General features: G+C 58.9%; 24 protein-coding genes and 1 pseudogene. 8 read left to right on the top strand and 17 right to left on the bottom strand.

The genetic code is table 11. The annotated features are described in order from the left end of the window. The 8 genes from N2601_RS32400 to N2601_RS32435 are packed head-to-tail and all read right to left on the bottom strand — an operon-like array spanning position 1 to position 6,360. Positions 1–1,005, bottom strand: a complete 1,005-nt coding sequence (locus N2601_RS32400) for a type IV secretion system protein (protein ID WP_260306030.1) — start codon at positions 1,003–1,005, stop codon at positions 1–3. Between the two features lie 13 nt (positions 1,006–1,018). After that, positions 1,019–1,207: a hypothetical protein gene (locus N2601_RS32405; RefSeq protein WP_260306031.1), complete on the bottom strand. Its 189-nt coding sequence runs from the start codon at positions 1,205–1,207 to the stop codon at positions 1,019–1,021. Positions 1,208–1,215: 8 nt separating this feature from the next. Continuing rightward, positions 1,216–1,959, bottom strand: coding sequence for a type IV secretion system protein (locus N2601_RS32410; protein WP_260306032.1), 744 nt, complete (start codon positions 1,957–1,959; stop codon positions 1,216–1,218). Further along, the gene (locus N2601_RS32415; protein WP_260306033.1) at positions 1,959–2,615 is read right to left on the bottom strand and encodes a hypothetical protein; all 657 of its coding nucleotides are present in this window, start codon (positions 2,613–2,615) and stop codon (positions 1,959–1,961) included. Before N2601_RS32415 ends, N2601_RS32410 begins: the two co-directional genes overlap by 1 nt. Next, the gene (locus tag N2601_RS32420; RefSeq protein ID WP_260306034.1) at positions 2,612–5,020 is read right to left on the bottom strand and encodes a VirB4 family type IV secretion/conjugal transfer ATPase; all 2,409 of its coding nucleotides are present in this window, start codon (positions 5,018–5,020) and stop codon (positions 2,612–2,614) included. The genes N2601_RS32415 and N2601_RS32420 overlap by 4 nt, the downstream gene beginning before the upstream one ends. Before the next feature lie 11 nt (positions 5,021–5,031). Further along, positions 5,032–5,325 (bottom strand): type IV secretion system protein VirB3, encoded by a 294-nt coding sequence (locus tag N2601_RS32425; RefSeq protein WP_260306036.1) that lies wholly within the window; start codon positions 5,323–5,325, stop codon positions 5,032–5,034. Beyond that, positions 5,325–5,669, bottom strand: a complete 345-nt coding sequence (locus N2601_RS32430; RefSeq protein WP_260306037.1) for a TrbC/VirB2 family protein — start codon at positions 5,667–5,669, stop codon at positions 5,325–5,327. The genes N2601_RS32425 and N2601_RS32430 overlap by 1 nt, the downstream gene beginning before the upstream one ends. Before the next feature lie 13 nt (positions 5,670–5,682). Further along, complete coding sequence (locus tag N2601_RS32435) at positions 5,683–6,360, bottom strand: lytic transglycosylase domain-containing protein (RefSeq protein ID WP_260306038.1); 678 nt, start codon at positions 6,358–6,360, stop codon at positions 5,683–5,685. A gap of 79 nt (positions 6,361–6,439) precedes the next feature. Here N2601_RS32435 and N2601_RS32440 point away from each other — a divergent pair, with 79 nt between their 5' ends. From N2601_RS32440 to N2601_RS32465, 6 genes are all read left to right on the top strand, one after another. Beyond that, on the top strand, positions 6,440–6,949 hold the full coding sequence (locus N2601_RS32440; RefSeq protein ID WP_260306039.1) for a hypothetical protein: 510 nt from the start codon (positions 6,440–6,442) through the stop codon (positions 6,947–6,949). Between the two features lie 48 nt (positions 6,950–6,997). After that, entirely contained in the window at positions 6,998–7,351 is a 354-nt protein-coding gene (locus N2601_RS32445) for a hypothetical protein (RefSeq protein ID WP_260306040.1), read from the top strand. A gap of 5 nt (positions 7,352–7,356) precedes the next feature. Continuing rightward, positions 7,357–7,821: a hypothetical protein gene (locus tag N2601_RS32450; RefSeq protein ID WP_260306041.1), complete on the top strand. Its 465-nt coding sequence runs from the start codon at positions 7,357–7,359 to the stop codon at positions 7,819–7,821. Further along, entirely contained in the window at positions 7,818–8,486 is a 669-nt protein-coding gene (locus tag N2601_RS32455; RefSeq protein WP_260306042.1) for an acyltransferase, read from the top strand. The genes N2601_RS32450 and N2601_RS32455 overlap by 4 nt, the downstream gene beginning before the upstream one ends. Before the next feature lie 3 nt (positions 8,487–8,489). Further along, on the top strand, positions 8,490–9,047 hold the full coding sequence (locus N2601_RS32460) for a thermonuclease family protein (RefSeq protein WP_260306043.1): 558 nt from the start codon (positions 8,490–8,492) through the stop codon (positions 9,045–9,047). 135 nt (positions 9,048–9,182) lie between these two features. Beyond that, positions 9,183–9,839: a hypothetical protein gene (locus N2601_RS32465; protein WP_260306044.1), complete on the top strand. Its 657-nt coding sequence runs from the start codon at positions 9,183–9,185 to the stop codon at positions 9,837–9,839. A 71-nt stretch (positions 9,840–9,910) separates the two neighbouring features. On the opposite strand, the gene N2601_RS32470 is transcribed toward N2601_RS32465, so the two are convergent. From N2601_RS32470 to N2601_RS32490, 5 genes are all read right to left on the bottom strand, one after another. Continuing rightward, positions 9,911–10,189: a hypothetical protein gene (locus N2601_RS32470; protein WP_260306045.1), complete on the bottom strand. Its 279-nt coding sequence runs from the start codon at positions 10,187–10,189 to the stop codon at positions 9,911–9,913. 943 nt (positions 10,190–11,132) lie between these two features. Then, complete coding sequence (locus N2601_RS32475; RefSeq protein ID WP_260306046.1) at positions 11,133–11,633, bottom strand: nuclear transport factor 2 family protein; 501 nt, start codon at positions 11,631–11,633, stop codon at positions 11,133–11,135. A gap of 127 nt (positions 11,634–11,760) precedes the next feature. Next, positions 11,761–12,549, bottom strand: coding sequence for a nuclear transport factor 2 family protein (locus N2601_RS32480; protein WP_260306047.1), 789 nt, complete (start codon positions 12,547–12,549; stop codon positions 11,761–11,763). Positions 12,550–12,771: 222 nt separating this feature from the next. Next, positions 12,772–13,152: a glutathione S-transferase N-terminal domain-containing protein gene (locus tag N2601_RS32485; RefSeq protein WP_260306048.1), complete on the bottom strand. Its 381-nt coding sequence runs from the start codon at positions 13,150–13,152 to the stop codon at positions 12,772–12,774. Continuing rightward, positions 13,149–13,997 (bottom strand): DODA-type extradiol aromatic ring-opening family dioxygenase, encoded by an 849-nt coding sequence (locus N2601_RS32490; RefSeq protein ID WP_260306049.1) that lies wholly within the window; start codon positions 13,995–13,997, stop codon positions 13,149–13,151. Before N2601_RS32490 ends, N2601_RS32485 begins: the two co-directional genes overlap by 4 nt. Before the next feature lie 158 nt (positions 13,998–14,155). Here N2601_RS32490 and N2601_RS32495 point away from each other — a divergent pair, with 158 nt between their 5' ends. Then, entirely contained in the window at positions 14,156–15,052 is an 897-nt protein-coding gene (locus N2601_RS32495) for a LysR family transcriptional regulator (protein WP_260306050.1), read from the top strand. Positions 15,053–15,449: 397 nt separating this feature from the next. Here the strand turns inward: N2601_RS32495 and N2601_RS32500 are convergent, their stop codons facing one another. Then, positions 15,450–16,022: a 5-formyltetrahydrofolate cyclo-ligase gene (locus N2601_RS32500; protein ID WP_260306051.1), complete on the bottom strand. Its 573-nt coding sequence runs from the start codon at positions 16,020–16,022 to the stop codon at positions 15,450–15,452. A gap of 373 nt (positions 16,023–16,395) precedes the next feature. On the opposite strand from N2601_RS32500, the pseudogene N2601_RS32505 reads away from it, so the two are divergent. Then, positions 16,396–16,536: pseudogene (locus N2601_RS32505) on the top strand (IS3 family transposase); the annotation flags it as partial. A 35-nt stretch (positions 16,537–16,571) separates the two neighbouring features. On the opposite strand, the gene N2601_RS32510 reads toward N2601_RS32505, so the two are convergent. The 3 genes from N2601_RS32510 to N2601_RS32520 all read right to left on the bottom strand — a co-directional run bounded on the left by N2601_RS32510 (position 16,572) and on the right by N2601_RS32520 (position 19,669). Further along, complete coding sequence (locus N2601_RS32510) at positions 16,572–17,270, bottom strand: helix-turn-helix transcriptional regulator (RefSeq protein ID WP_260306052.1); 699 nt, start codon at positions 17,268–17,270, stop codon at positions 16,572–16,574. A gap of 60 nt (positions 17,271–17,330) precedes the next feature. Next, on the bottom strand, positions 17,331–18,440 hold the full coding sequence (locus tag N2601_RS32515; RefSeq protein WP_260306053.1) for an epoxide hydrolase family protein: 1,110 nt from the start codon (positions 18,438–18,440) through the stop codon (positions 17,331–17,333). A gap of 221 nt (positions 18,441–18,661) precedes the next feature. Next, complete coding sequence (locus N2601_RS32520) at positions 18,662–19,669, bottom strand: GlxA family transcriptional regulator (RefSeq protein WP_260306054.1); 1,008 nt, start codon at positions 19,667–19,669, stop codon at positions 18,662–18,664. Positions 19,670–19,805: the final 136 nt, after the last annotated feature.

The following is a 19,805-nucleotide window of genomic DNA, read 5'->3' on the forward strand; positions in this document are numbered from 1 at the left end:
TCACTTGCGGGCGTTGAGCGCCGCCGACATGACCTGAGCGGCCGATGCGCTGCCGTCCGAAACGGTCGCGGTCTGCCCGTAAAAACGGCTCCACAACGCGCGGCTGCCACGCCAAGCGCCTGTCGCGCCGAGAAGGGCGCCGGTGCGCATCATGAGCAATCCGGAGCTGGTGGAACTGTCGATGCGCGGGCCGCCGCCAGCGATCGCTGCGGCAAGGCCGACGACCTCCTTCAACATCAGGGTCGTGGCCATGCACATGAAGATGAAGGGAGTGACCGTTCCGAGCGTCGGTGATCCCGATTGAAGGGCGGTCACGGTATTGCCGAGCAGGGTCGTCATCAGACCGAGCACGGTATAGACGAGGATCGGCAGCAGCGAGTAGGTCGCAAGCGACCGGATCCAGCCGTCGACCACACCTGACGTGATGTTGAAGAGCGCGCAGCAAATTACGATTGGACCGATCCCGAGCAGGATGAACATAGTCATCTTCCCCATGATCAGGATCACGGCCGCTGTCGCGCAAAGGATCAGCACGAAGATGATGATCGCGCCGGCAATGAAATACAGCCAGAAAGCCGTCACGCCACCCTGCGAGGCGACGGCGGATGCGCCCGCCATGCCGGCGTGCCAGATGTCGGAAAGGCTCTGGCCCATCGATGCCCCGCCCGTCCCGCAGCCCTCACCGCCCGCTGCCTCGCAGACGACGGTGGCAACCGCATTCGGCGCCTGAACCAGTGGTGTCACGATTAGCGGCTGGTAGGTCGCCCAGGAGACGATCAGGCTGTAGGCGATGAAGGCGCGGCCGAACTTCCAGACGAAAGCGCCGGCGGTCATCGGCGCCCGGCCGAACAGCATCTCGTAGCCCCACCAGACGACATAGACGGTGAGCGCGGCAAGGAAGAGCGGGCCGAGATAGGTTGCGAGCGCCTGGTACATGCTCTGCACGGCCGAGGTTCCCATGCTGTCGACCTTGCCGAACAGGGTATCGAATATGTCATTGGCCATGGGGATCGCGCTTTCAGAACATGGTAACGCCGTCCTGGCGGATCAGCGGGCCGCAATCAGTCTCTGCGGCATAGGCGGCGGAAGAGAAAAAGCTCGGGCTCAATTGCGCCGAACACGGCGCCTTCAGCTCCTTGTGGCCGGCGCAGCCTGAAACGGACGCAAGAAGTGCGCCAAGCGCGAGGACGATAGTGCATCGAAGCATGGGGATTCCTATTGGCCCGTGAGGGTTACTTTGCTGCTGTCATAGGTCATGAACTCGGCGATGGCGGCTTCCGCGGCGATCTGCTGCATCTGCTGGGCGTTGAGCGCCGCGTTGCCGGCATTGACCGCGCCGACCAACTCGTTAACAGTTTGCGCTGTCTGGGTCTGGACCTGCGAATTCTGGTCGATCGACCCCTTGATGTCGGAGGCCGTGCCGATCTGCCTCTCGACCCCCTGAAACGTCTGGACACGCTGCTCGGTGCTCGCCTGCGTGCCGGAGATCGCCGCCGTCAGTGCGGTCGCGGTATTGACCAGCGCCTGGTAGGATTTGTCGCCGCGCGTGTAGCTCGCGCTATTCGTCTGTCCGGAGAGCGTCTTCACGAGGTTGAGGCCGTTGAGGATCGTCGAGGCGGCCGCTCCGTAAGAGCCGAGCTTTCCCCAGGCCATCTGGCCGGAGAGAAGCGACGAGAAGTCCGGCGCGTTGCCCATCGTGAAGCCAGAGCCCAGCGCCGTGCCGGCGATTTCCGCAGTCGAGCGATTGCCGGTGACGGCAGCCAGCGTCTTGTTGACGGTCTGCAGGATATCGCTGTTGCTGCTCATGATCTGGGCGGTGTTCGAGGCCGTCTCCTTCGCCTGTGACAACGTCGCTTCGTCGATGACGGGCACCTGCGCGAACACCGTTCCGGTGGAAGCCAAGATCGAGAGAATGAATAGTGCTGCGCTGGCGCAGCGGCGAACGGGCAAGACCTGCATTATTGGTTCCCTTCCTGGTGTTGCGGATTGGTCAGCGTCACCTTCGACGGATCGTAGGTCATGACCTTGGAGGTCGCGCTGGCGGCTGCGGCCAGATCGAGGAGCCGCTGGTTGCGAAGCTGATTGGCGGCTGCAACCGCCTGGATCGCCTGATTCCACACCTGCGCGTGGGTGAGCCGGGTGACGGCATTCTGCTCGAAAGCGCCCTTGATCGTCGTAGCCTGGCCGATCGCGCTGGACTGGGTCGAAAGCGATGTCGAATTCGCAGAGATCGCAGCGGCGACAGCCGCAAGCGAGGCGACAGCCTGCCCGACATTCTTCGTCTTGATCGCCTGGATCGTATTTGCAGCGCCAAGCAGTAGCGCGAAGTCATTTCCGCCGATCGTGGTTCCGGTGAGCGCCTTGCCGATCACGGACTGGCCGGACACAGAACGGATGCCGCCGGTGTCGCTCTGGACGGTGACGCTGCCATGAATATTCTTCGTCGGCGTGACCGATCCCTGCTTGAAGGTCCGGGCGCGCTGCATGCAGACGGCGGTATTGGTCTCGGACTTTGCCCGTTGGGCGTCGTTGACCGGCACCTGGGCGAAGGATGGTCTGGGAGCGAGGAGAAGGCTCGCGCCGACAAGGACGGTGAGCGCAAGACGCATGGTCATTCCTCCTTCCAGCCGCAGAAATAGGGAAGCCAGTCTTCGGGCGCGTCGCCGAACTTTTCCCGCAGGCGCTCGCATTCGGCCACCGTCTCGGTGCGCCCCGACAGGACCTTGATGAACTCAGGGAGCGCGGAGAGATCGAGCCTTGCGATCACGCTGTCATGGTCGTGCTTCACGAGGAATTGCCGGCTGGTGGACGAGGTCGACTTCACCCAGTCGAATTCGGTTTCCGACAGACCGAAGGCGCCCATATAGCTGTCGCGATCGGCTTTCGGATTCGGAAAGAAGATATTGGTCGGGCTCTGCTCGAGCAGCGTATGGGAAATCTTCGCCGTGGTGATGTCGCGCGGCGATTGCGTTCCAAGCCCGATGATGCCGTTCTTTTTACGGATCGTCTTGAGCTGATCATTGAGAAACTCGCCGGCTTTTTCGTCGACGACAACCTTCCAACCCTCATCGATGAAGAGCATCATCGGCCGCACGCCGTCGAGCATTCCGCCGATGCGGAAGAAAATGTAGCCAAGTGCGGCGGTGCGGATCTCCGGATCGTCAAGAATGGCGGTCAGATCGAAACCGAAGATACCGCGATCGGCATCCCAGCGGTCGACGGGATTGTCGAAGAGCCAGCCATGCGTGTCGCACCAGACCTCGAAGCGCGATGCGAGATCGTCCCGGCCGGCCATCTCCGCGCCGCGCAGCAGATGGATGACGTCCCGGAACTGCCGCTCGCGGATGGGCGCTGCGAAGATCTGCTCGACGGCGATCGTCAGGATCTTCTCCTGTTCGGCGGAGAGCTTGTCGCCTTCGTTGCGCGGCCGGACGAGATAGGCCAACAGGTCATGGAGGAAGGTCCGGCCTTCGGGCGTGTCTTCGAGCTGCAGGGGATTGAAGCCGGTGGCAATGCCGGGCTTGAGGACCTCGTATTGCCCGCCACAGGCGCGGATGAAGATCTCCCCGCCTCGATCCTTGTCGAAAAGCGCGCAGCGCGGTTGCGGGCTGGTGCGCATCGCCTGGGACAGCAGGAAGAGCAGCCCGACGGTCTTGCCGGAGCCGGTCGGGCCGGTGACGATGAAGTTGCCGACCTCGCCCTTGTGGAAATTGAAATAGTACGGCGTCATCGACGTCGTCTGGAGGAGCGAGATCGCCGGCCCCCAGCGATTGCCGTCCGGCCTGCCGAGCGCGAAATTGTGATAGGAGGCCATGCCGCAGAAATTCCGCGAGGAGATCATCGCGCGTCTGGCAATGTAGCTGAAATTTCCCGGAAGCTGCGCCCAGAAAGCCGGCTCGGCGTTGAGGTCCTCACGCACCACCACCATGCCGGCGTTCTGCAGCTCCTTGGTGACCGCTTGGCCGCAGGCCTCGGTCTCCTTGATGGAATTGCCGAGCGCCATGACGGAAAGATGATGGTAGCCCATCACGGCGCGACCGTTGACCAGCTCGTCCTTGGCGATCGAGATTGCACTTTCAAGGCTGGTGCCGCGCTCGTCGGAGACGCTGATCTGGCGCTCGATCCGGTCCATTTCGGAAAGGACCGGTGCCCGGTCCTGCAGGGCAAAGCTCTGGCTGACGATGAGTTCGCCCGGAACCTTCAGGAGCCCGTCCAGCATCCCGGCAGCGGTATAAGGCGGGTATTCGCGCACCGAAAGCATGGCGCCGAAGCGAGTTTCCGCGTCGTTGCCGCCGCGCATTTCAAGCATCCGCCGCCCGAAAGTGATGCGCCGGGTCGGTAGATATTCGTCGAGCGGCATTCGGGGCAGAAGCATTTTGACCGGTACGCCGCCGTTCAGAAGCTGGCCGAGAAACTCGAGCGGTTCGGAAAAAGCGCTGCCATCGCGCATCGTCGCCTTCAGGAGGCGCGCGCCATAACCTTCCATCCCCTTGACGATGTTGGCGACATGGTCGCGCAATTCCTGCCGCGCCTCGAGATCGAGCGCTCGGCCGGAGATGCCGCTCACCTGGCGGAACCGAGACAGCACGTTATCGGCAAGGCCGACCTTGCCCTGGAAGCCGCGGCGGATGACGGTGAGATAAAGTTCGTTCGAATACATGCGCGTGTTCGACAGCGCCTGCATGTAGCGCTCGTCGAGCGCCTTGCAGAAGGGGAGAGAGAACGCACCGTCGATATCAGGCGGGATGCGCCGGCGTATGATGTGGGAATAGACAGCGAACCGGCTGTCCGAAAGAGCCCGCAGCAGGGTGTTGCGATTGGCGGCTTCGTTGTCGATGAAGGCCTGGTCGGCAGTCTGATGGCAGAAGCCGTCGAACCGGATGATCGAGACCAACATGCCCTCTTTGGTGCGCAACGTCTCTTCGTCGACGTGGCGCAGATACGGAACATGCTTGGAAACCGGCTTTTCCCGGGCGATCTCTCCACCAAAGCGGAGACCCTGACGAACGGCGCTCTGCATGACGTCTCTCCTCAGGGTTGGTAGGAATTACCGCCCCAGAAATGGCGGTTCCGGACCCAGGGGCATTTCGCGAAGCGCATCCTGACCACATTGGCCAGGTGTGGATCACGAACGGTCATCACATAGGCTGCCGCATGAAGCGGCAGGAAGAGCAGGAAGGTCGCCAGGTTCTTGGTGTTGAGGAAGGTCATCACCACGATCATCAACTCGCCGACGAAGAGACCGATCGGGACGCCCCACATCATCCTGGGACGCGTCAGCGCGATAACGAGCGGTGCGATCTGAGGCTTTTCGAGCTCGCTCATCAGTTCCCCAAGCCAGAGGACATCGAGGTGACGAGCTGCGAACCGCCAAAGATGAAGGCGATACCGACGATGATCGAAAAGCACCAGGACCACGGGATCCTGCTTGTGAGCGCGAGATAGCCAACGGCGGCGCACGCGATCGTCGCCGCTGTCGTCGCGAAGGTGCCGGTCATGAAGTTGAGAAGCGTCGTGAACACCGATTGGATCGGCTGGAAGACATCGCCCGCGGCAAAGGCAAGATCCGTCTGGCCGAACAGGATGGCTGCAAGCGCAAGAGCGTGGACGGCAAGCAAACGGTTGCGAGGGGAAACCAGCATCTTCATGGTGCGGCGGACGGTGTTCATCGATGACTCCCTGCTATTGGACATAAAGGACCGAACCGCCGATCCAGGTGGGGACGGCGGGTTCTGTTCTGCTTCGATTGATGGGGATCGGCTGGCCTGAGACAGAGCCGGTGGCGAGAAGGTCGACGCCCGCGGAAGCCTCAGTGGGGGCCACAGCGTCCTTGCGATGGCGGCCGCCCTTCAGCGAATTGTCGAAACCGTAATAGGCATTGGCGACCAGCGCGGTATAGTTCACCGTCTCGGCGATCGCCGGCACCCCGCCAGACCGGATGATTCGGTCTTCGCCGGCGTTGTAGGCGGCGACCGTCAGGAGGATATTGCCGCCGAAGAGACCGCCGAGATCCTTGAGATAAGCAATCCCACCGCGAATGTTCTGGGCGGCATCACATATATCGACCACGTTATAGCGGGCCGCGGTGGCGGACATGAGCTGCATCGGACCACGCGCGCCGGCGGGCGAGTTGACGTTCCGACCAAAGCCGGACTCTTGATCGGAGATTGCCATCGCCAGCCGCGTATCGACGCCTTGCCGCTCACTTTCCTGACGAATCATTTCCTTGATCGCCTCGGGCGCGACGGCGCCGTCGATGCAGGTGGCAACGCCAGGAACGGTGCCATTCTCGGCGGAGACGGCCGGCGTCACAGCGACAGACAGAGCTATGAATGCGAGGGAGAGGAGGTGGGTGTTCATGGTATTGCCCGTGTTATTAACTTTATATATACAAACTTAAAGTGCATAATCAATCGGTAAAAATGCTGTGGAGCAACTAATGGTGAACAGGTGGCAGGCCGGTGTTCTCGGCGCACTATCATTGGCGGCAACGTTTTCGACGCCGGCGCCGGGGCGCGCGGCCGATGCGGAATGGGGATGCCAGGTGCTGCTGTGCGCGGCTTCCGCGAATCCGTCCTGGCATGGCGTGCCCTATTGCGTGCCGCCGATGGTCAAGCTGATCACGGCGATGGCAGAGCCTCACTTTTCCTGGCCGATGTGCCCCAGCGCTGGCACAAAAGCGCCCGGTTATGAAAAATATGCCGACTGCCCGCCGGGTTACGCGGTCGGTTACACCTCATCGGGCGGAGACAACAGCTCCTACAGCGAGCCCAATCTTTGTGTGAAGACGATCAATCATTGCGGATCTCGCGCCTATTTCGGCCACGACGGCGATAGCTGCGTCGAGACGATCTCGCAGCCGCGCCCGGTTCGAGGCCAGCCGTATTATTTCGATATCCGGCAGTCGTCCGGGGGCAAACAACGTTTCTGGTTCGACTTGAACCATTGAGCAAAATAACTTTATATATGTGAAGTTGATTTACGAGGGATGACCGATATGCGCGATCAGAGGATCGTGACCTACGAACCGGTCCGGAAAGCCGATCCGGAGGGCGGGAAATACTGGGGCCTGCTCTGGCTCGCGGTCATCGTCCTGCTGCTGGTATCGTGGGGATTGAGCTGGATGTGGCGGGAGGCCGAAGCCGTGATCCACCACCCGTTCGATGCACCGTTCTACACGTTCGTCGTTCTTGCGATCTTCGCACTCGCCCACGGCATGCTCGTCTGGAGCGCATTTCGAATTCTCCGTCGGCTCTTTAGCTTCGGTCGTGCGGTGATCCTCGCCCTTGCCGATCTCGTCAGCGGTCTGCTGCGCGGGGTCCGTACTCGCCTCTCCAGAATCAGGGATTGATCCGCATGAGACCGAACCGCTTTCTGTTTGCCGGCGCTATTCTTGCCGGTATCGTTTCCGCGATCGTTGTTCCCGCCCGGCAAGGCTATGCCCAGCAAGGCTATGCGTTCAAACTGGAGCGGACGACGCCGGATGCCCGTCACGATCCCGACGGAGTCTGGAGCGATGACGATCTCGCGTTCATCCGGCAACTGGGTCAGACGCCGGCGATCTACACTGCCCGGATCACCACGCCATCAGGGGAATGGCTGCTCTCCCAGACCAACGGTGACTGCAACATGCAGGGCATGTGTACCGCCCTTCTCATCCTGAAGAAGGCGGGTGCTGCGGCGGTTACGATGGCCAACCCCCAGCTCCCGCTCGGCGGCACGGCCATGCTATCGCTCAACTACAAGAAACTCGCCACGAAGGAAGTCGACCAGAACGGCCGTCCCCTCGACGGCTCCTATGACGTGGCGCCGATCCCATGAGCACGTCCCTTCCCTTGTCCATTCTCCGCTGGTTGCGGCCCGGCAGGCGCGATGTCAGCGCCAATACCGGCCTCGTCCTTGGCTTCATCGCATCATTCGCCTTTGCGGGCGAATCCGCCGTCAGCCTGATGGCCGCGGGCATGCCGGCCGACTGCGCCGAATATGCCGCCAACGTGACGCAGAGCGAGGGAAGCTTCGGAAGCATCTCGCCGGCCGTCAACGGCACGCGCTGCTACGGCGCCTTCCAGTTCTGCGATAGCGGCACATTGCAATCTTACTGGTCGGGCTCGACGGAGGACTTTCTCGCCAGTCCCTCCGCCCAGGTGGCAGCCTGGGAGAAATATGAGAACAATCAGTGGGTCCAAGCCAACCGGCTCGGCCTAGCCGGCATGGTCGGCCAGCAGGTCTGCTACAACGGTACTTGCGCTGTCATCTCGCAGTCCTCGATCCTGAAAGCCTGCCAGTTTGGCTGCGGCAAGGGCGGCAAGCTCTATAATCTCATGCAGTCCGGGCTCGATTGCAGCGCGCCGGGAACGAAGGACGGCGCCGGAACAAGCGTCTGCTCCTATTTGATCTCCGGCGCCGGCTACAATGTCAGCTGTATCACCAATTCCAATGACGGTGTGGATTGCCTGCCCGTCGAAGGCGGGACAAAGAGCGAATAGGCCATGGGCAATCAGCGTCGCTTCCTGTGCGTGCTGGGCACGAGCCTCCTGTTCGCCTCCTCTGCATTAGCAGACAATGCCGACAAAACCTTCGTGATCCCGCAGACCGGTGTCACCTTCCTGACGGGCGATAGCTGGCGGCAGGCGGGCCGACGCTTCCGGCTCTATGGTGTTCAGTCGTGCCTGCGAGGCACATTCTATACGGACAGGGTGGGCGAGCATCAGGATTGCGGCGCTGTCTCCACCGCGATGCTCGCGGCCTTCGTCCGCGACCTGAAGCCGGTCTGCGCGCCCGTCGTACAGATCGCCGCCGGACAATCGCAGCCGGCCACCCTTCTGGTGATCTGCACGGGCGATGTCCATGGAAAGAAGCTCGATCTCGGAGCCACGATGATCACCCAGGGCTTTGCCTTTGCCGCCGTCGATAACGAGAGCCATCCCGTCTACCTGCCCTATCTCATCGAGGAAGGCATTGCCCAGCAGGCCCGTAAAGGCCTCTGGGCTTTCGCCGACCTCCCCCACCCCAACAACACTCTCCTGTCCACAACGCCCATGCCTTGAGTTTCCGACTGCGCCCTCTTCGCGATCGATGCCGAATTCCAAGCGTACCCAGAGGCGCCTCGGAAAATGGAATAGCGCGTCCTGCCGAACTCTATTACAACGGTCGCCAAGCAACACCGCGCCGATGGAATGGAGATGACTGCAGGTTCCCATAAACTGGACATTCGGAAGAAATGGTGGTCCGTGACCCTCGACGAGAATCTCGTTGAGTGCCGGGCCACCGTCCCCCGGGAAGGCCACGACCGTATCAAGGTCCTTGCCGGGCTTCTTGGTGAAAAGCTCCCGATCCTGGTCGGTAAGCTCGTGATTTCGGCGCTGACGATGTACGAGCGCGGCGTTGAGGAGGTTCCGGAGATCGCGGCAGCGCCTCAGGCCGCAATGGCGCACCCCGCGTCGAAATCGTCAGTCGGCAATTCCGCCGACGATCTCTGTCGAGCGATCCTCAGCTCGCGCTTCCCGGATGACAATGGTGCGGCCCGCATGCGCCAGTGCGCCATGGTGACAGCGATTGCCGTCGAAGCCGCCGCCGGCCATATGCCCAGCGTCTCGACCATCGCCAGGCTCACCGGCAATCATCCATCCCAGATCATGCTGCTCGCGCAGGTCCTGGAAGATCGCAATGTGTTGCTGCGCATCCACACGCCGAATGTGAAGAAGGGTCGCGCCGCGAAAATGCTCCAGATCCGGGCTGACGCAGTGGTTGCACTGGATAAAATCCATTTAAAGGCGACCGGACGGTCGATATTCCATGAGGCGGAAAGCGGCCCGGTGCAAGATGACGCATCGAAGTAGGTGCATTCCGGAAGGGCCAAGCGGAGGCCGCGCTCAAAGCAATGCCTCATGGAACCGAGCCGAAACAAAAGTCATTCGTCATCGGACGCGTTGACCCACACCGTCACCTCATAGCCAAACCCTGTGCTGGTCCGACCGGGGTCAGGGCCATACGAGGTATCAAGCTCGTCGGACTTCACGACCGAGCCTGTGATCGAGCGACCCTTCTGAAACTGTGCCGCCGCCCATTCCGCGAAACTGTGGAATCCCTGCGCGCGCGCGAACTGGTCAAGCGCAAAGCCCATGCCCGCAATACCTGAAAGACCGTCATATGGAACTTCGAGCGTTAGAGTCGCGAGAACCTCTAGCATTGTGGCAGGCATCCCATGCAGATTAGCCGGTTAAGTCGGTGCTGGGATGCATCGGCCCGCATAGACCAATTTCCTTGATAGAATCGCATGGATTCGACGTCATTCCGCACTCTATAAGCTCGGTTGCCGTCCTTCGCAGCCTGAAGGCGCGCGCTTGAGGCAACTGGCTCGACCATTGTGGGACTGGCGCCTCGCGTTAATCTGCAAAATCGAGTTTCGGTGAGGGCCTAGGGACATCTCGATGCACGCAGGTTCTAAGATTGTCCATTTTTGCAAGGTGTTGGATTTTTCGCCAATGGGTCTCAACATGGCTGCGGCTCCTTGTCGCTTGGGCAAGAGGCACTCCGAGGCGGATAAGCGTCGAAGCTGGTCAAGGTCGCTAAATCGCTTCCCGATTGATGCCCTAAAATCTTTCCTGGTCTTATCGAAGCCATTGCCAAGCCTCCCCTGGCCGATGAAGAAAGGGCTGGCCTCTAACTCGCCAAGCACCCTCCCCCTCGGTGACAACTTTATATACGGAGAAAGCAGATGTGGAAAGAAAAAACATCTATTACGTGTGGGAGAATATAAAAAATATTATCACATATTCGTGATTTATTTAGGATAATGAATGGCTTATTCATCGAATCTTTCGCCAAAAGGGAAAAGCGACAATCCTGAACTTAAAGCTTAAAATTGTAAAATTTAAATCTGGTTATGGAACTGCATGGGTCTGTGTCCGTTCCTGTAGGAGCCCTCATCTTAGAGGTCGATCATCCCACAGCCCAGGAACGCAGCGACAACGCAACTTGTGTGACGCAGGTTAATACTCGCTTCACGCTTACTCCGTCAGATAAATTGTGCCATGCAGACAGAGTCATGGTCCGGATAGTGCTCATATGGCTTTAAGGTGGGCATTTCTGTAAAACTCTGCTGATTGTATGCCTGGGTCGCGACCCAACAATCAGTATTTAGGCGACGAATCCCAATGTTCATCGGCCTTACCGTCAACAAAGCGCCATGTGTCGTACCAAGTAGTGGTGTAGGACTTCGACGCGTCCCTAGGGTCCTTCTCGGTCCTGACGGTCGCCACCGTCACAAGGTCGCCTTCCGCCGTCACGAAAGCAACCGGCAGGCTGATCTTCTCTGGAATTGACACCTTCTTCATTTTCAATACGTTGGTGAAGAAATTGATGACGCCAGTGCGCCCAGAAGCGGCGTTCGGATTATGCTGAATATAGCGTTCAGTGAGATATTTGTCGGCAAGTTCCCAATGATTTGCCTCCAGGAGATCACGCACGATATGATAGGCGGCTTGCTTGTTCGCATTCAGCTTTGGGTCGGGGCTCGTAAATAAGGCTTCCTTGTCGGCCGCGGGAACAACGGCCTCCTGCGCGCCTGCAGAACCGGTCACCGCAACGAACAGCGCGACTACTGCAACATAGGGGAATTTCGCTAATTTCACTGTTGGATCCTTTCAATTTGAAAGCGTCTGGCAGTTTCCAATGTTGCCGCCTGTTGATCGACAAGACGGCAACACGTGGATTCTCTTTGCCGGACGCAAACTTGCGTGCCTTTGCCCCCGCCTTGCATCAAAACATGGTGTTGGTGTTGCGCGAGGTCTCAGGGACGGGCTGATTTGCGTCCCAGTGCTCGACCACCTTGCCGTCGCGGACGCGGAACAACTCAATCACCGCCATGCCGCGGTCGTCCGGGTGAGGCTTGAAATTGGCGTGCACGGCAACCATGTCGCCATCAGCGATGACCCGCTTCACGTCGATGGAGAGGTTCGGCATGGCGGCAAAGGCTGACACGAATCCTTCCCTCTCCGCTGCAACGCCGTTTACCCGCTTCGGATTGTGCTGATAGTAGGGGTCGAGCACGTACCGGTCATATGCGGTGAGGTCGCGCTTGACCGTCAATTCATCGATCAGAGCCATGACCACTTTCTTGCTTTCCGTGGCAGAGCCGTTCGGGTCCGGAGATGACCCCGTCGTTGCGCTGAGCGTGGTGAACATATCATTGCCGCTCACGGTGGTCTCCGGAACCGGCTGTATGACATCCCAATGCTCAACGATCTTGCCGTCAAGCACACGGTAAATATCGATCACGGCCTGCCCGGCGGTGCCAGGTTCCAGAATGGCGTGCGAATGCAACAGAACCAGGTCGTCTTCGGCGAGAACACGATGAACGGTGTGGGTCATGTTCGGATGGGCTGACTTGAAGTACTTTATGAAACCGCGCAGTGATTCAGCGCCGTCGCCTCCGTTTGGGTTGTGGTTGATGTATTCATTGCCGATATACTGGTTGATCACCTCGAGATTGCCGTGAGTGAACAATTGGTCGTAGAAATGCACGACAATTTCCTTGTTGCTGGTCATGGGGTACTGCCTTTCTTTGGGGGATTAAGCTGGTGGCACCTGATGCAGCAACAGTCTGTGGTTGCGGCACGTGCGGATTTTTTCAATGCCTGATGACGACCTTGCCGGGAGCGCCGGCTGCGAGAAGCAAGGCGATGATGCGCAAGGCCGAGAGGACATAGGGCGTCCGTTCGCTGGCAACAGACATTTTGGGCTCCAATGAATGTGATGTGGTGTAAGGAATCAAGCGCTTGAAGCCGCCTTCTTGAGTTCCATGTTTTCCTTCCAGAGTTGCATCGACATGGAAAAGACGCCATCGACATAGTTCCGGTAGACGGTCATTTCTTTCGGATCGCGGCCTGCTATGGCGGCGAAGAAAGCCACGATATCGTCGGACTCGCTTACGTAGCCGCCAGGTTCAAGCTGCGCCGCAGGGAACGAGATCTTTTCCATATGCGGCTGAAGCTCCGCCCGGATCTTCTGTTCTTCATCCGAGCCGGCCGCGAAGTCACGGGTGTCGACCTGTAGCGCCAGTCCCGTTTCCAAAAGAGCGATACGCACCTTGAGGCAGAACGGGCAGTTTTCTTTGAGGTAGACGACTGGCTTGAACGTTTTGCGGGTCATTGAATTTCTCTATTCGTTGGGTTGGCTGACGGGAGCGGGCCAAATCGGAAGCTCGAGGCGGTCAGTCCGCCGAAAAGGTCTTTCTGGTGATAGATGGTCGCGCCCGGCTCTTCCTCAGCAGCGCCGACCACCACCATCAGCGGAATGAGGTGATCTTCGCGGGGATGCGCCGCACGGGCGGCGGGCGCTTTTTCCCAACCGATGAGCCGCTCGGTGCGCGTGTCAGTCGGGCATCGCACGAGCGTTTCATGAAGCCAAGCGTCGAAACGGCGCGACGCGACAGCGCCGCTATTGTCGAACATTGCCGACAAGTTGTGGTAGCTGAGCCCGCTGCCAATGAGGAGCACGCCTTCGTCACGCAGAGGGGCGAGCGCCCGGCCGACATTGAGGTGCAACGCCGGATCGTAGCTTGTGTCCAGCGACAGTTGCACTACCGGAATATCCTCCTCTGGATAAAGCGGCTTCATAATACTGAAAGTGCCGTGGTCGTATCCGCGCGTCGGATCAAGCGCGGCATCGACGCCGATGAGACGAAGTAGGTCCCTCACGCGCGCGGCGAGTTCCGGCGAGCCAGGAGCCGTGTAGGCGATCCGGTAGAGATCGTCCGGAAAACCGTGATAGTCGAACAGCATACCGGGCTTAGTACCCGACGAGATCGCAAAGCCCTCCTCTTCCCAGTGCCCGGAAATGACGAGGATGGCCGTTGGCTTGTCGGCAAGCTCGATACGCGTGTCAATGAGTGACTTTTCGAGTTGATCGAAGTTTCGACGGAACTCGCCCGTCATGTAGGGCCAGGGGCCGCCGCCGTGGCTGATAAAATAGGTCGGCAGTCGAAGATCGGTCACCGGGCTATCCTTCTTGCTGTTCACTTCAAACTCGCCGCTTGTGGTGCGGCCGAGGGTGAGCTTTCAGGGAATATCTGATAACGGGGAAATTGATTTTTCCCCTCTGATTGATCAATGTAGTCGTTATTGACGAACCATTTCCCAAATGTTGATGATTCATGGATACACTGACCAGTCTCAAGGTGTTCTGCGCTGTCGCCGAACTGAAAAGCTTCACGGCTGCCGGAGACCGCCTCGGCATATCGAACGCGATGGCAAGCAAACACGTCATGCATCTTGAGGGTCGTCTCGGAAGCAGGCTTTTGAACCGTACCAGCCGTACGGTCAGCCTTACCGAACCCGGGGCCCTTTATTTCAATCATGCCAAGCAGATGCTTGAAGGCTTAGACGAGTTGGAAGCCGCTATCGGCAACGTCACGGTCTCGCCCCGCGGAACTCTTAAGGTCAGTGCACCGGTGTGGCTGGCAAGTCCGAGTTTCGTGGATCTTCTGAAGGAATATGGCCAGCGGTATCCCGATGTGACCCTGGACCTTGATCTAAGCAGCCGGGTCGTCAACCTCGTGGACGAGGGATTTGATCTGGCGCTACGCGCAATGTCATCCAGCCGACTTGATCCGGGCCTGATCGCCCGTCCTCTGGCCCAAATAGACTTTCTTTTGATGGCGGCGCCCGACTATCTGGACCGTACAGGGCGCCCTCAAACGGTGGCCGAGTTGAACGGGCATGCGCTCCTTCGGTTCAATGGCCTCAACATTAGCGACGGTATTTTGCTCAACGACCATAAGGACAGGGATAAAGTTACGTTTCGCAATGTGTTGCTAAGCAGCAACGAGACGGTTCTTCACTTAGCCGCCTTGCGCGGTATGGGCTTGGTTTACCTGCCCAGATGGCTGGCTGAACAGGATTTGAAGGATGGTCGTTTCGAAGTGGTGCTTCCAGGGAGCATCGGACTGAGCAACACCCTCCATGCCGTTTATCCCAGCCGGAAATACCTTTCTGCGAAGATTCGGACTTTCATCGATTTCCTGACCGTGCGTGCACCCAAACTATTCTAAGCCGTAAGCATGCCGTCACCGTTGCTATCTTAACTTAAGCCCATTGGGCCGTGGACCAGTCGCATGAACTGATGATGTCAGATCGCGTGCGCGCCACCGCATAGCATCAATCTTTGCCACACGTCTGTTTAGCATAGTATGTGATACCGAACACAGCGGCCATTCTCGGAAGATCTTCAGACGGGGCTCTGCTCTCCCTAGTCTCACGGTCTTTACATCTTTCGGCAATGGTTGGAAGGTTGGTTCGGTGAACGCGAGCGCTCCTGTGACGCCGGCAGTCCTCTTTGTAAGCCGCAGACGATCGACGCCCGCAGTGCCATGCGCTCGCGAAGCGAGCTGAGATGGTCATCTCTTAGTTTCGTGGCGCGGCAAGAGAACCCTTTCCGTCCCGAATGTGCTAGAAATGCCGGAACCCACTCTCCGTAAGGACAGCGTCCAGCGCCATGTCGTGCGGTTCATCAGGCACTGTTGCCACTTCTTGGCAGTCGAATGCAATACCAATTAATTTCGGCAGATGGCCTTTGTTGCGCAGCCGATTTATGGCCCTGTCATAGTAGCCGCCGCCGTAACCGATCCTGTGGCCGGTTGCGTCGAATGCCGAAAGTGGCACGAGCATTATGTCAGGGTCTAGCTCCGCTGCCTCTGGTCCTGGACCCGTAGTGCCCAAGCCGGTTTCGACGACCGCGATGCCATCGAGCAGTTCCCGGAAGACGATCGTCTTCTTGTCGACGATCGCAGGTAGGCACAGCCGGATGCCGTAATTCTTCAGCCGTACCATCAGCGGTCGGATGTCGGCCTCTGAGCGGATCGGCGAGAAGCCGGACACGATGTTTCCGCGGCCCATCGCTATGACATCGCCGGCATGATCGGCCATCATCAGGCTTGCTTGGATCCGTGCCGTCGGCAGCATCGCATCGCGCAATGCGAGTCGCTCCCGGCGCAGCTTCGCTTTCAACTCCTTTGGTGACATCACGTCCTTTCCTGCCAGTCTTTTCGCTATAGACAAATTAACGGAACCATTTTCCTAAGTGGCACCAAAGTCCATTGCGGGTCAGACTGGTGAACTTATCTGCCTGCTGCAAACCATCATTCAGCGTTTAGGCTTCTTGCAGCCCAATACATCGATCAATTCGATAGAGGGCGGGATTTCTCAACTTCAGCTTCTTTGCCCTCCGGAGGGGCGAACGACGCAAGCTCCATCATGGGTCAGTCTCCTTCGGTTGGCGTCGGAATTCGACTGCTGTCTCTGTAGGGCAAGACGAGATTTGGAGGTATTGCCGCGAGTGTCAGTTTTGGTATCATTCACGCCATGAAGATTGCTGTACTCACCGTCGGTGGCCTCCGAAGTGGTTGAGTTCGCCACCCTGGAATGGGTCGACTGGTTCAACCATCGACGACTTCTGGAGCCCGTCGGCAACATTCTGCCAGCCGAAGCCGAGGAGCAGTATTACACCACGCTGGACGAACCAGCCATGGCCGCATAACTTAAACCGGCCTCCAGCAAACCCGGCGCGGTTCACTATTTGGTATGTTGAGTGCCCCCGCTGGCGACCTGCAACCGCCATTGCTTGACAAGATCTCGCCGATCGCCTGGATAGTGCTCGGACCGGATATCGGCATGGTCAATGCGATCGATGCGGAACGTTCGGAAGTCATGCCGCATTTCGCACCAACTGGCGACGTAACGCTCGTTCTCGATAAACCCCAGCGAGATTGGCCAGATAATGCGTTGCGTCGCTGCACCGCCGACGTCACGATAGAAGATCAGCACTTTGCGCTGTTCAGACATCGCCTGTCGCAGCATCCCCAGATCAACAGGATGAAGTTGCAGCTGCCGTTGGCCAACATAAAATCCGATGTCGTGGAGCTGATGTTGTATCCCCGCCGGGAGCATAGCATCGACCTTCGCAAGCAAATTCTGCGCGGCTCGCGCGAGGCTTTCGTCCGTCTGGTTGCGGACCCATTCGGCACCAAGCTTCAGAGCGTGGAGCTCTTCCTCGGAGAACATCAAGGGGGGCAATAGAAAGCCAGGCTTCAGAACATAGCCGACACCCGCCTCCCCTTGTATGTCTGCGCCCATCGCCTGCAAGCTTGCGATGTCGCGACGGATGGTCCGCAAAGAGACCCCGGCTTCGCGCGCAAGCGCGAGTCCCGCCACCGGTCGGCGGTGGCGGCGGAGAATCTGCAAGAGGTCGAATAGGCGATGGCTCTTTGACATTCGGCAACACTATCGCCACAGGTGCCAGGCGATGCGAAGTATGGTCCGTTTCATGGATACTTATTCGGTACTACCTACCGCGCGAGCGGCAAAGCTACGCAAGTCCTGCGCCAACAGGTCAGGGACTTCCCAGGCACCAAAATGCCCACCATGCGATGCTTCGGTCCAGTGCACAACGTTGAACCAGCGCTCACCCCAGGCGCGGGGTGCCGGAAGGATATCTTTGGGAAATACGATCACGCCGACCGGCACAGAACCGCGTTCGGTCGGCGTCCGCATCTCCGGATCTGCAAAGACCTCGGCATAGAGCCTCGCTGACGAGGTGATCGTCTCGGTTGCCCAGTAGAGGGTGAGGTTGGCACAAAGGCCATCTAATCCATAGGCCTGCTCGATGTCGCCGTCGCTCCAGCTCTGGAACTTCTCAACAATCCACGCAGCGAGGCCAGCAGGACTGTCGTTGAGGCCGTAGCCCAACGTCTGCGGTTTGGTGCCTTGGATCATTGCATATGCGCCCTCAGTGAAATTCCACCACTGCGCCTTGCCCAGAAAAAGCTCCTCATCAGGCGTCGGATCCTGCGGGGGGGGATATTGCGAATGGACGTTGCTGAGATGAACACCAAGGAGTCGGCTCGGGTGACGGCGCCGAATTCGGTCGACGACGAGTCCACCCCAGTCGCTGCCATGTGCCAGGAAACGCTCGTAGCCGAGTTCACTCATGAGGGCAGCGAAGAGGTCGGCTATTTTCGTGCCGTTCATGCCCGGCTTGGTCGGCCGGTCGGAGAAGCCGTACCCCGGCAGTGCAGGCGCCACGACATGGAAGCCGGCCGCCGTAAGGCGCGGGATGACGTCGATGTACTCGAAAATCGAGCTCGGCCAGCCGTTAACCATCAGAAGCGGCACGCCGTCCGATGTCTTTGAACGGGCATGAACTAGATGCAATCCGAAGCCCTCAATGGTGGCGCTGAATTGCGGCAACGCGTTGAGACGAGTCTCGGCTGCACGCCAATCGAAGTGCTCCGCCCAATGATCACACAATCGTCGAAGGAATCCCACTTCCGTGCCACGTTGCCAGCCTTGCTCCTCGACTTGATCGGGCCAGCGCGTGCGCCTCAGGCGCGAACGCAGATCATTGAGGACCTGATCGGGTACGGCAGCTTGGAACGATTGCATGGCGGCTCTCCTTGCCCATGTACTCTACGTTGTTTCGTCCGATGCAGCGGCGGCGGGGCCTGCCGACGGGATGCCGGCAAGCTAGCGCAACACCGGGACAGAATCTGTCACTATATGTTGCGCGGAATATTCAGCTCGCGGCATGGATCATCGAGAAACACTGAGCTGCTTGGTGTGCGCTGTCTGGGGGCCGATCCGCTCGATCGGAAGTCCGGATCCTATCAGCCAATATCGATGGTCTGCCGAAAATTGGTGACTTGTTGACGCGCAGCAGCCGGTTTCGTGCTTTGAAAACGCGAGCGATACTCACCCGGACCGACGGAGATGGTCTTCATAAACGCCCGTCGCATCGCATTAACATCGCCGAAGCCGCACTGACGGGCAATTTTCTGCAAAGGCTGCTGCGTATCCTCCAGCAGCCGCCGCGCCATGTCCGTCCGCGCGGCGGTAATGAACTCCGCCGGTGTGACATCCAACTCCTGTCGAAACACACGCCCGAAATTTCTAACGCTCATCCCCACCTTGCTAGCAATGGTTTCGATTGGCAGCGGGGCGTGAAGGTTTTCCAGAATATAGGACTGCGCTTTCTGAATCAGTGTCGTCTCAGACATTTGGCCCGCCAGATGCGCACTGAATTGCGACTGTCCGCCGGGCCGCTTCATGAACATAACCATGTAACGAGCAACAATCAGAGCCACGTCTCGGCCATAGTCCTCCTCAACCAAAGACAGCGCCAAGTCTATCCCGGCCGTCACCCCCGCAGCGGTAACGAGATTGCCGTCGCGCACAAAAATGGCGTCCGCCTCCAGGTTTATGTCGGGGTAGTCCTTCCTGAACTTCGGGGCACATTCCCAGTGCGTGGTGACCTTCTTACCTTTCAGCAATCCCGCTGCACCAAGGAGGAAGACGCCTGTGCAAATGGACCCGTAACGTCTGACCGTCGGCACGCGGCGGCGCAGCCAAGAGATTACATGCGGATCAATCGCCTGAAAGGAAGGATCTCCTGCGACCAATAATGTATCGATCGGTTCGTCTCGGTCGAAGATCGTTTGGTCCGCAACAAATCGCAACTGACCTGTTCCACCAATAGAAGGTGCGCCGGTAGATATGATCTGAACGTCATATTTCGACATGTCGCCGAGCCTGCGCGCCGCCTCCCAGAACACCTCGGCAGGCCCGACAATGTCGAGAGACTGAACACCTGGAGGTGATAGGATGCCGATTCGCATTAGACCTCTCGTCGTTAATTAGAATGATAACTCATATAGATTGCGGTCGGAATCTGATGATTCCCATTGCTCGCCGAACCTGCCGGCTGTTCATATGAAATGATCGCCGACCAGGTACTCTTGACCAGGCTGCCGC

Source organism: Rhizobium sp. CB3060 (genome assembly GCF_025200735.1).
GTDB lineage: Bacteria > Pseudomonadota > Alphaproteobacteria > Rhizobiales > Rhizobiaceae > Rhizobium.

What these genes read in the sequence shown, in the direction of transcription:
- N2601_RS32400 (WP_260306030.1), bottom strand. Translation starts at nt 1,005, where the DNA reads ATGGCCAATGACATATTCGATACCCTGTTCGGCAAGGTCGACAGCATG.
- N2601_RS32405 (WP_260306031.1), bottom strand. Translation starts at nt 1,207, where the DNA reads ATGCTTCGATGCACTATCGTCCTCGCGCTTGGCGCACTTCTTGCGTCC.
- N2601_RS32410 (WP_260306032.1), bottom strand. Translation starts at nt 1,959, where the DNA reads ATGCAGGTCTTGCCCGTTCGCCGCTGCGCCAGCGCAGCACTATTCATT.
- N2601_RS32415 (WP_260306033.1), bottom strand. Translation starts at nt 2,615, where the DNA reads ATGACCATGCGTCTTGCGCTCACCGTCCTTGTCGGCGCGAGCCTTCTC.
- N2601_RS32420 (WP_260306034.1), bottom strand. Translation starts at nt 5,020, where the DNA reads ATGCAGAGCGCCGTTCGTCAGGGTCTCCGCTTTGGTGGAGAGATCGCC.
- N2601_RS32425 (WP_260306036.1), bottom strand. Translation starts at nt 5,325, where the DNA reads ATGAGCGAGCTCGAAAAGCCTCAGATCGCACCGCTCGTTATCGCGCTG.
- N2601_RS32430 (WP_260306037.1), bottom strand. Translation starts at nt 5,669, where the DNA reads ATGAACACCGTCCGCCGCACCATGAAGATGCTGGTTTCCCCTCGCAAC.
- N2601_RS32435 (WP_260306038.1), bottom strand. Translation starts at nt 6,360, where the DNA reads ATGAACACCCACCTCCTCTCCCTCGCATTCATAGCTCTGTCTGTCGCT.
- N2601_RS32440 (WP_260306039.1), top strand. Translation starts at nt 6,440, where the DNA reads ATGGTGAACAGGTGGCAGGCCGGTGTTCTCGGCGCACTATCATTGGCG.
- N2601_RS32445 (WP_260306040.1), top strand. Translation starts at nt 6,998, where the DNA reads ATGCGCGATCAGAGGATCGTGACCTACGAACCGGTCCGGAAAGCCGAT.
- N2601_RS32450 (WP_260306041.1), top strand. Translation starts at nt 7,357, where the DNA reads ATGAGACCGAACCGCTTTCTGTTTGCCGGCGCTATTCTTGCCGGTATC.
- N2601_RS32455 (WP_260306042.1), top strand. Translation starts at nt 7,818, where the DNA reads ATGAGCACGTCCCTTCCCTTGTCCATTCTCCGCTGGTTGCGGCCCGGC.
- N2601_RS32460 (WP_260306043.1), top strand. Translation starts at nt 8,490, where the DNA reads ATGGGCAATCAGCGTCGCTTCCTGTGCGTGCTGGGCACGAGCCTCCTG.
- N2601_RS32465 (WP_260306044.1), top strand. Translation starts at nt 9,183, where the DNA reads ATGACTGCAGGTTCCCATAAACTGGACATTCGGAAGAAATGGTGGTCC.
- N2601_RS32470 (WP_260306045.1), bottom strand. Translation starts at nt 10,189, where the DNA reads ATGCTAGAGGTTCTCGCGACTCTAACGCTCGAAGTTCCATATGACGGT.
- N2601_RS32480 (WP_260306047.1), bottom strand. Translation starts at nt 12,549, where the DNA reads ATGACCAGCAACAAGGAAATTGTCGTGCATTTCTACGACCAATTGTTC.
- N2601_RS32485 (WP_260306048.1), bottom strand. Translation starts at nt 13,152, where the DNA reads ATGACCCGCAAAACGTTCAAGCCAGTCGTCTACCTCAAAGAAAACTGC.
- N2601_RS32495 (WP_260306050.1), top strand. Translation starts at nt 14,156, where the DNA reads ATGGATACACTGACCAGTCTCAAGGTGTTCTGCGCTGTCGCCGAACTG.
- N2601_RS32500 (WP_260306051.1), bottom strand. Translation starts at nt 16,022, where the DNA reads ATGTCACCAAAGGAGTTGAAAGCGAAGCTGCGCCGGGAGCGACTCGCA.
- N2601_RS32510 (WP_260306052.1), bottom strand. Translation starts at nt 17,270, where the DNA reads ATGTCAAAGAGCCATCGCCTATTCGACCTCTTGCAGATTCTCCGCCGC.
- N2601_RS32515 (WP_260306053.1), bottom strand. Translation starts at nt 18,440, where the DNA reads ATGCAATCGTTCCAAGCTGCCGTACCCGATCAGGTCCTCAATGATCTG.
- N2601_RS32520 (WP_260306054.1), bottom strand. Translation starts at nt 19,669, where the DNA reads ATGCGAATCGGCATCCTATCACCTCCAGGTGTTCAGTCTCTCGACATT.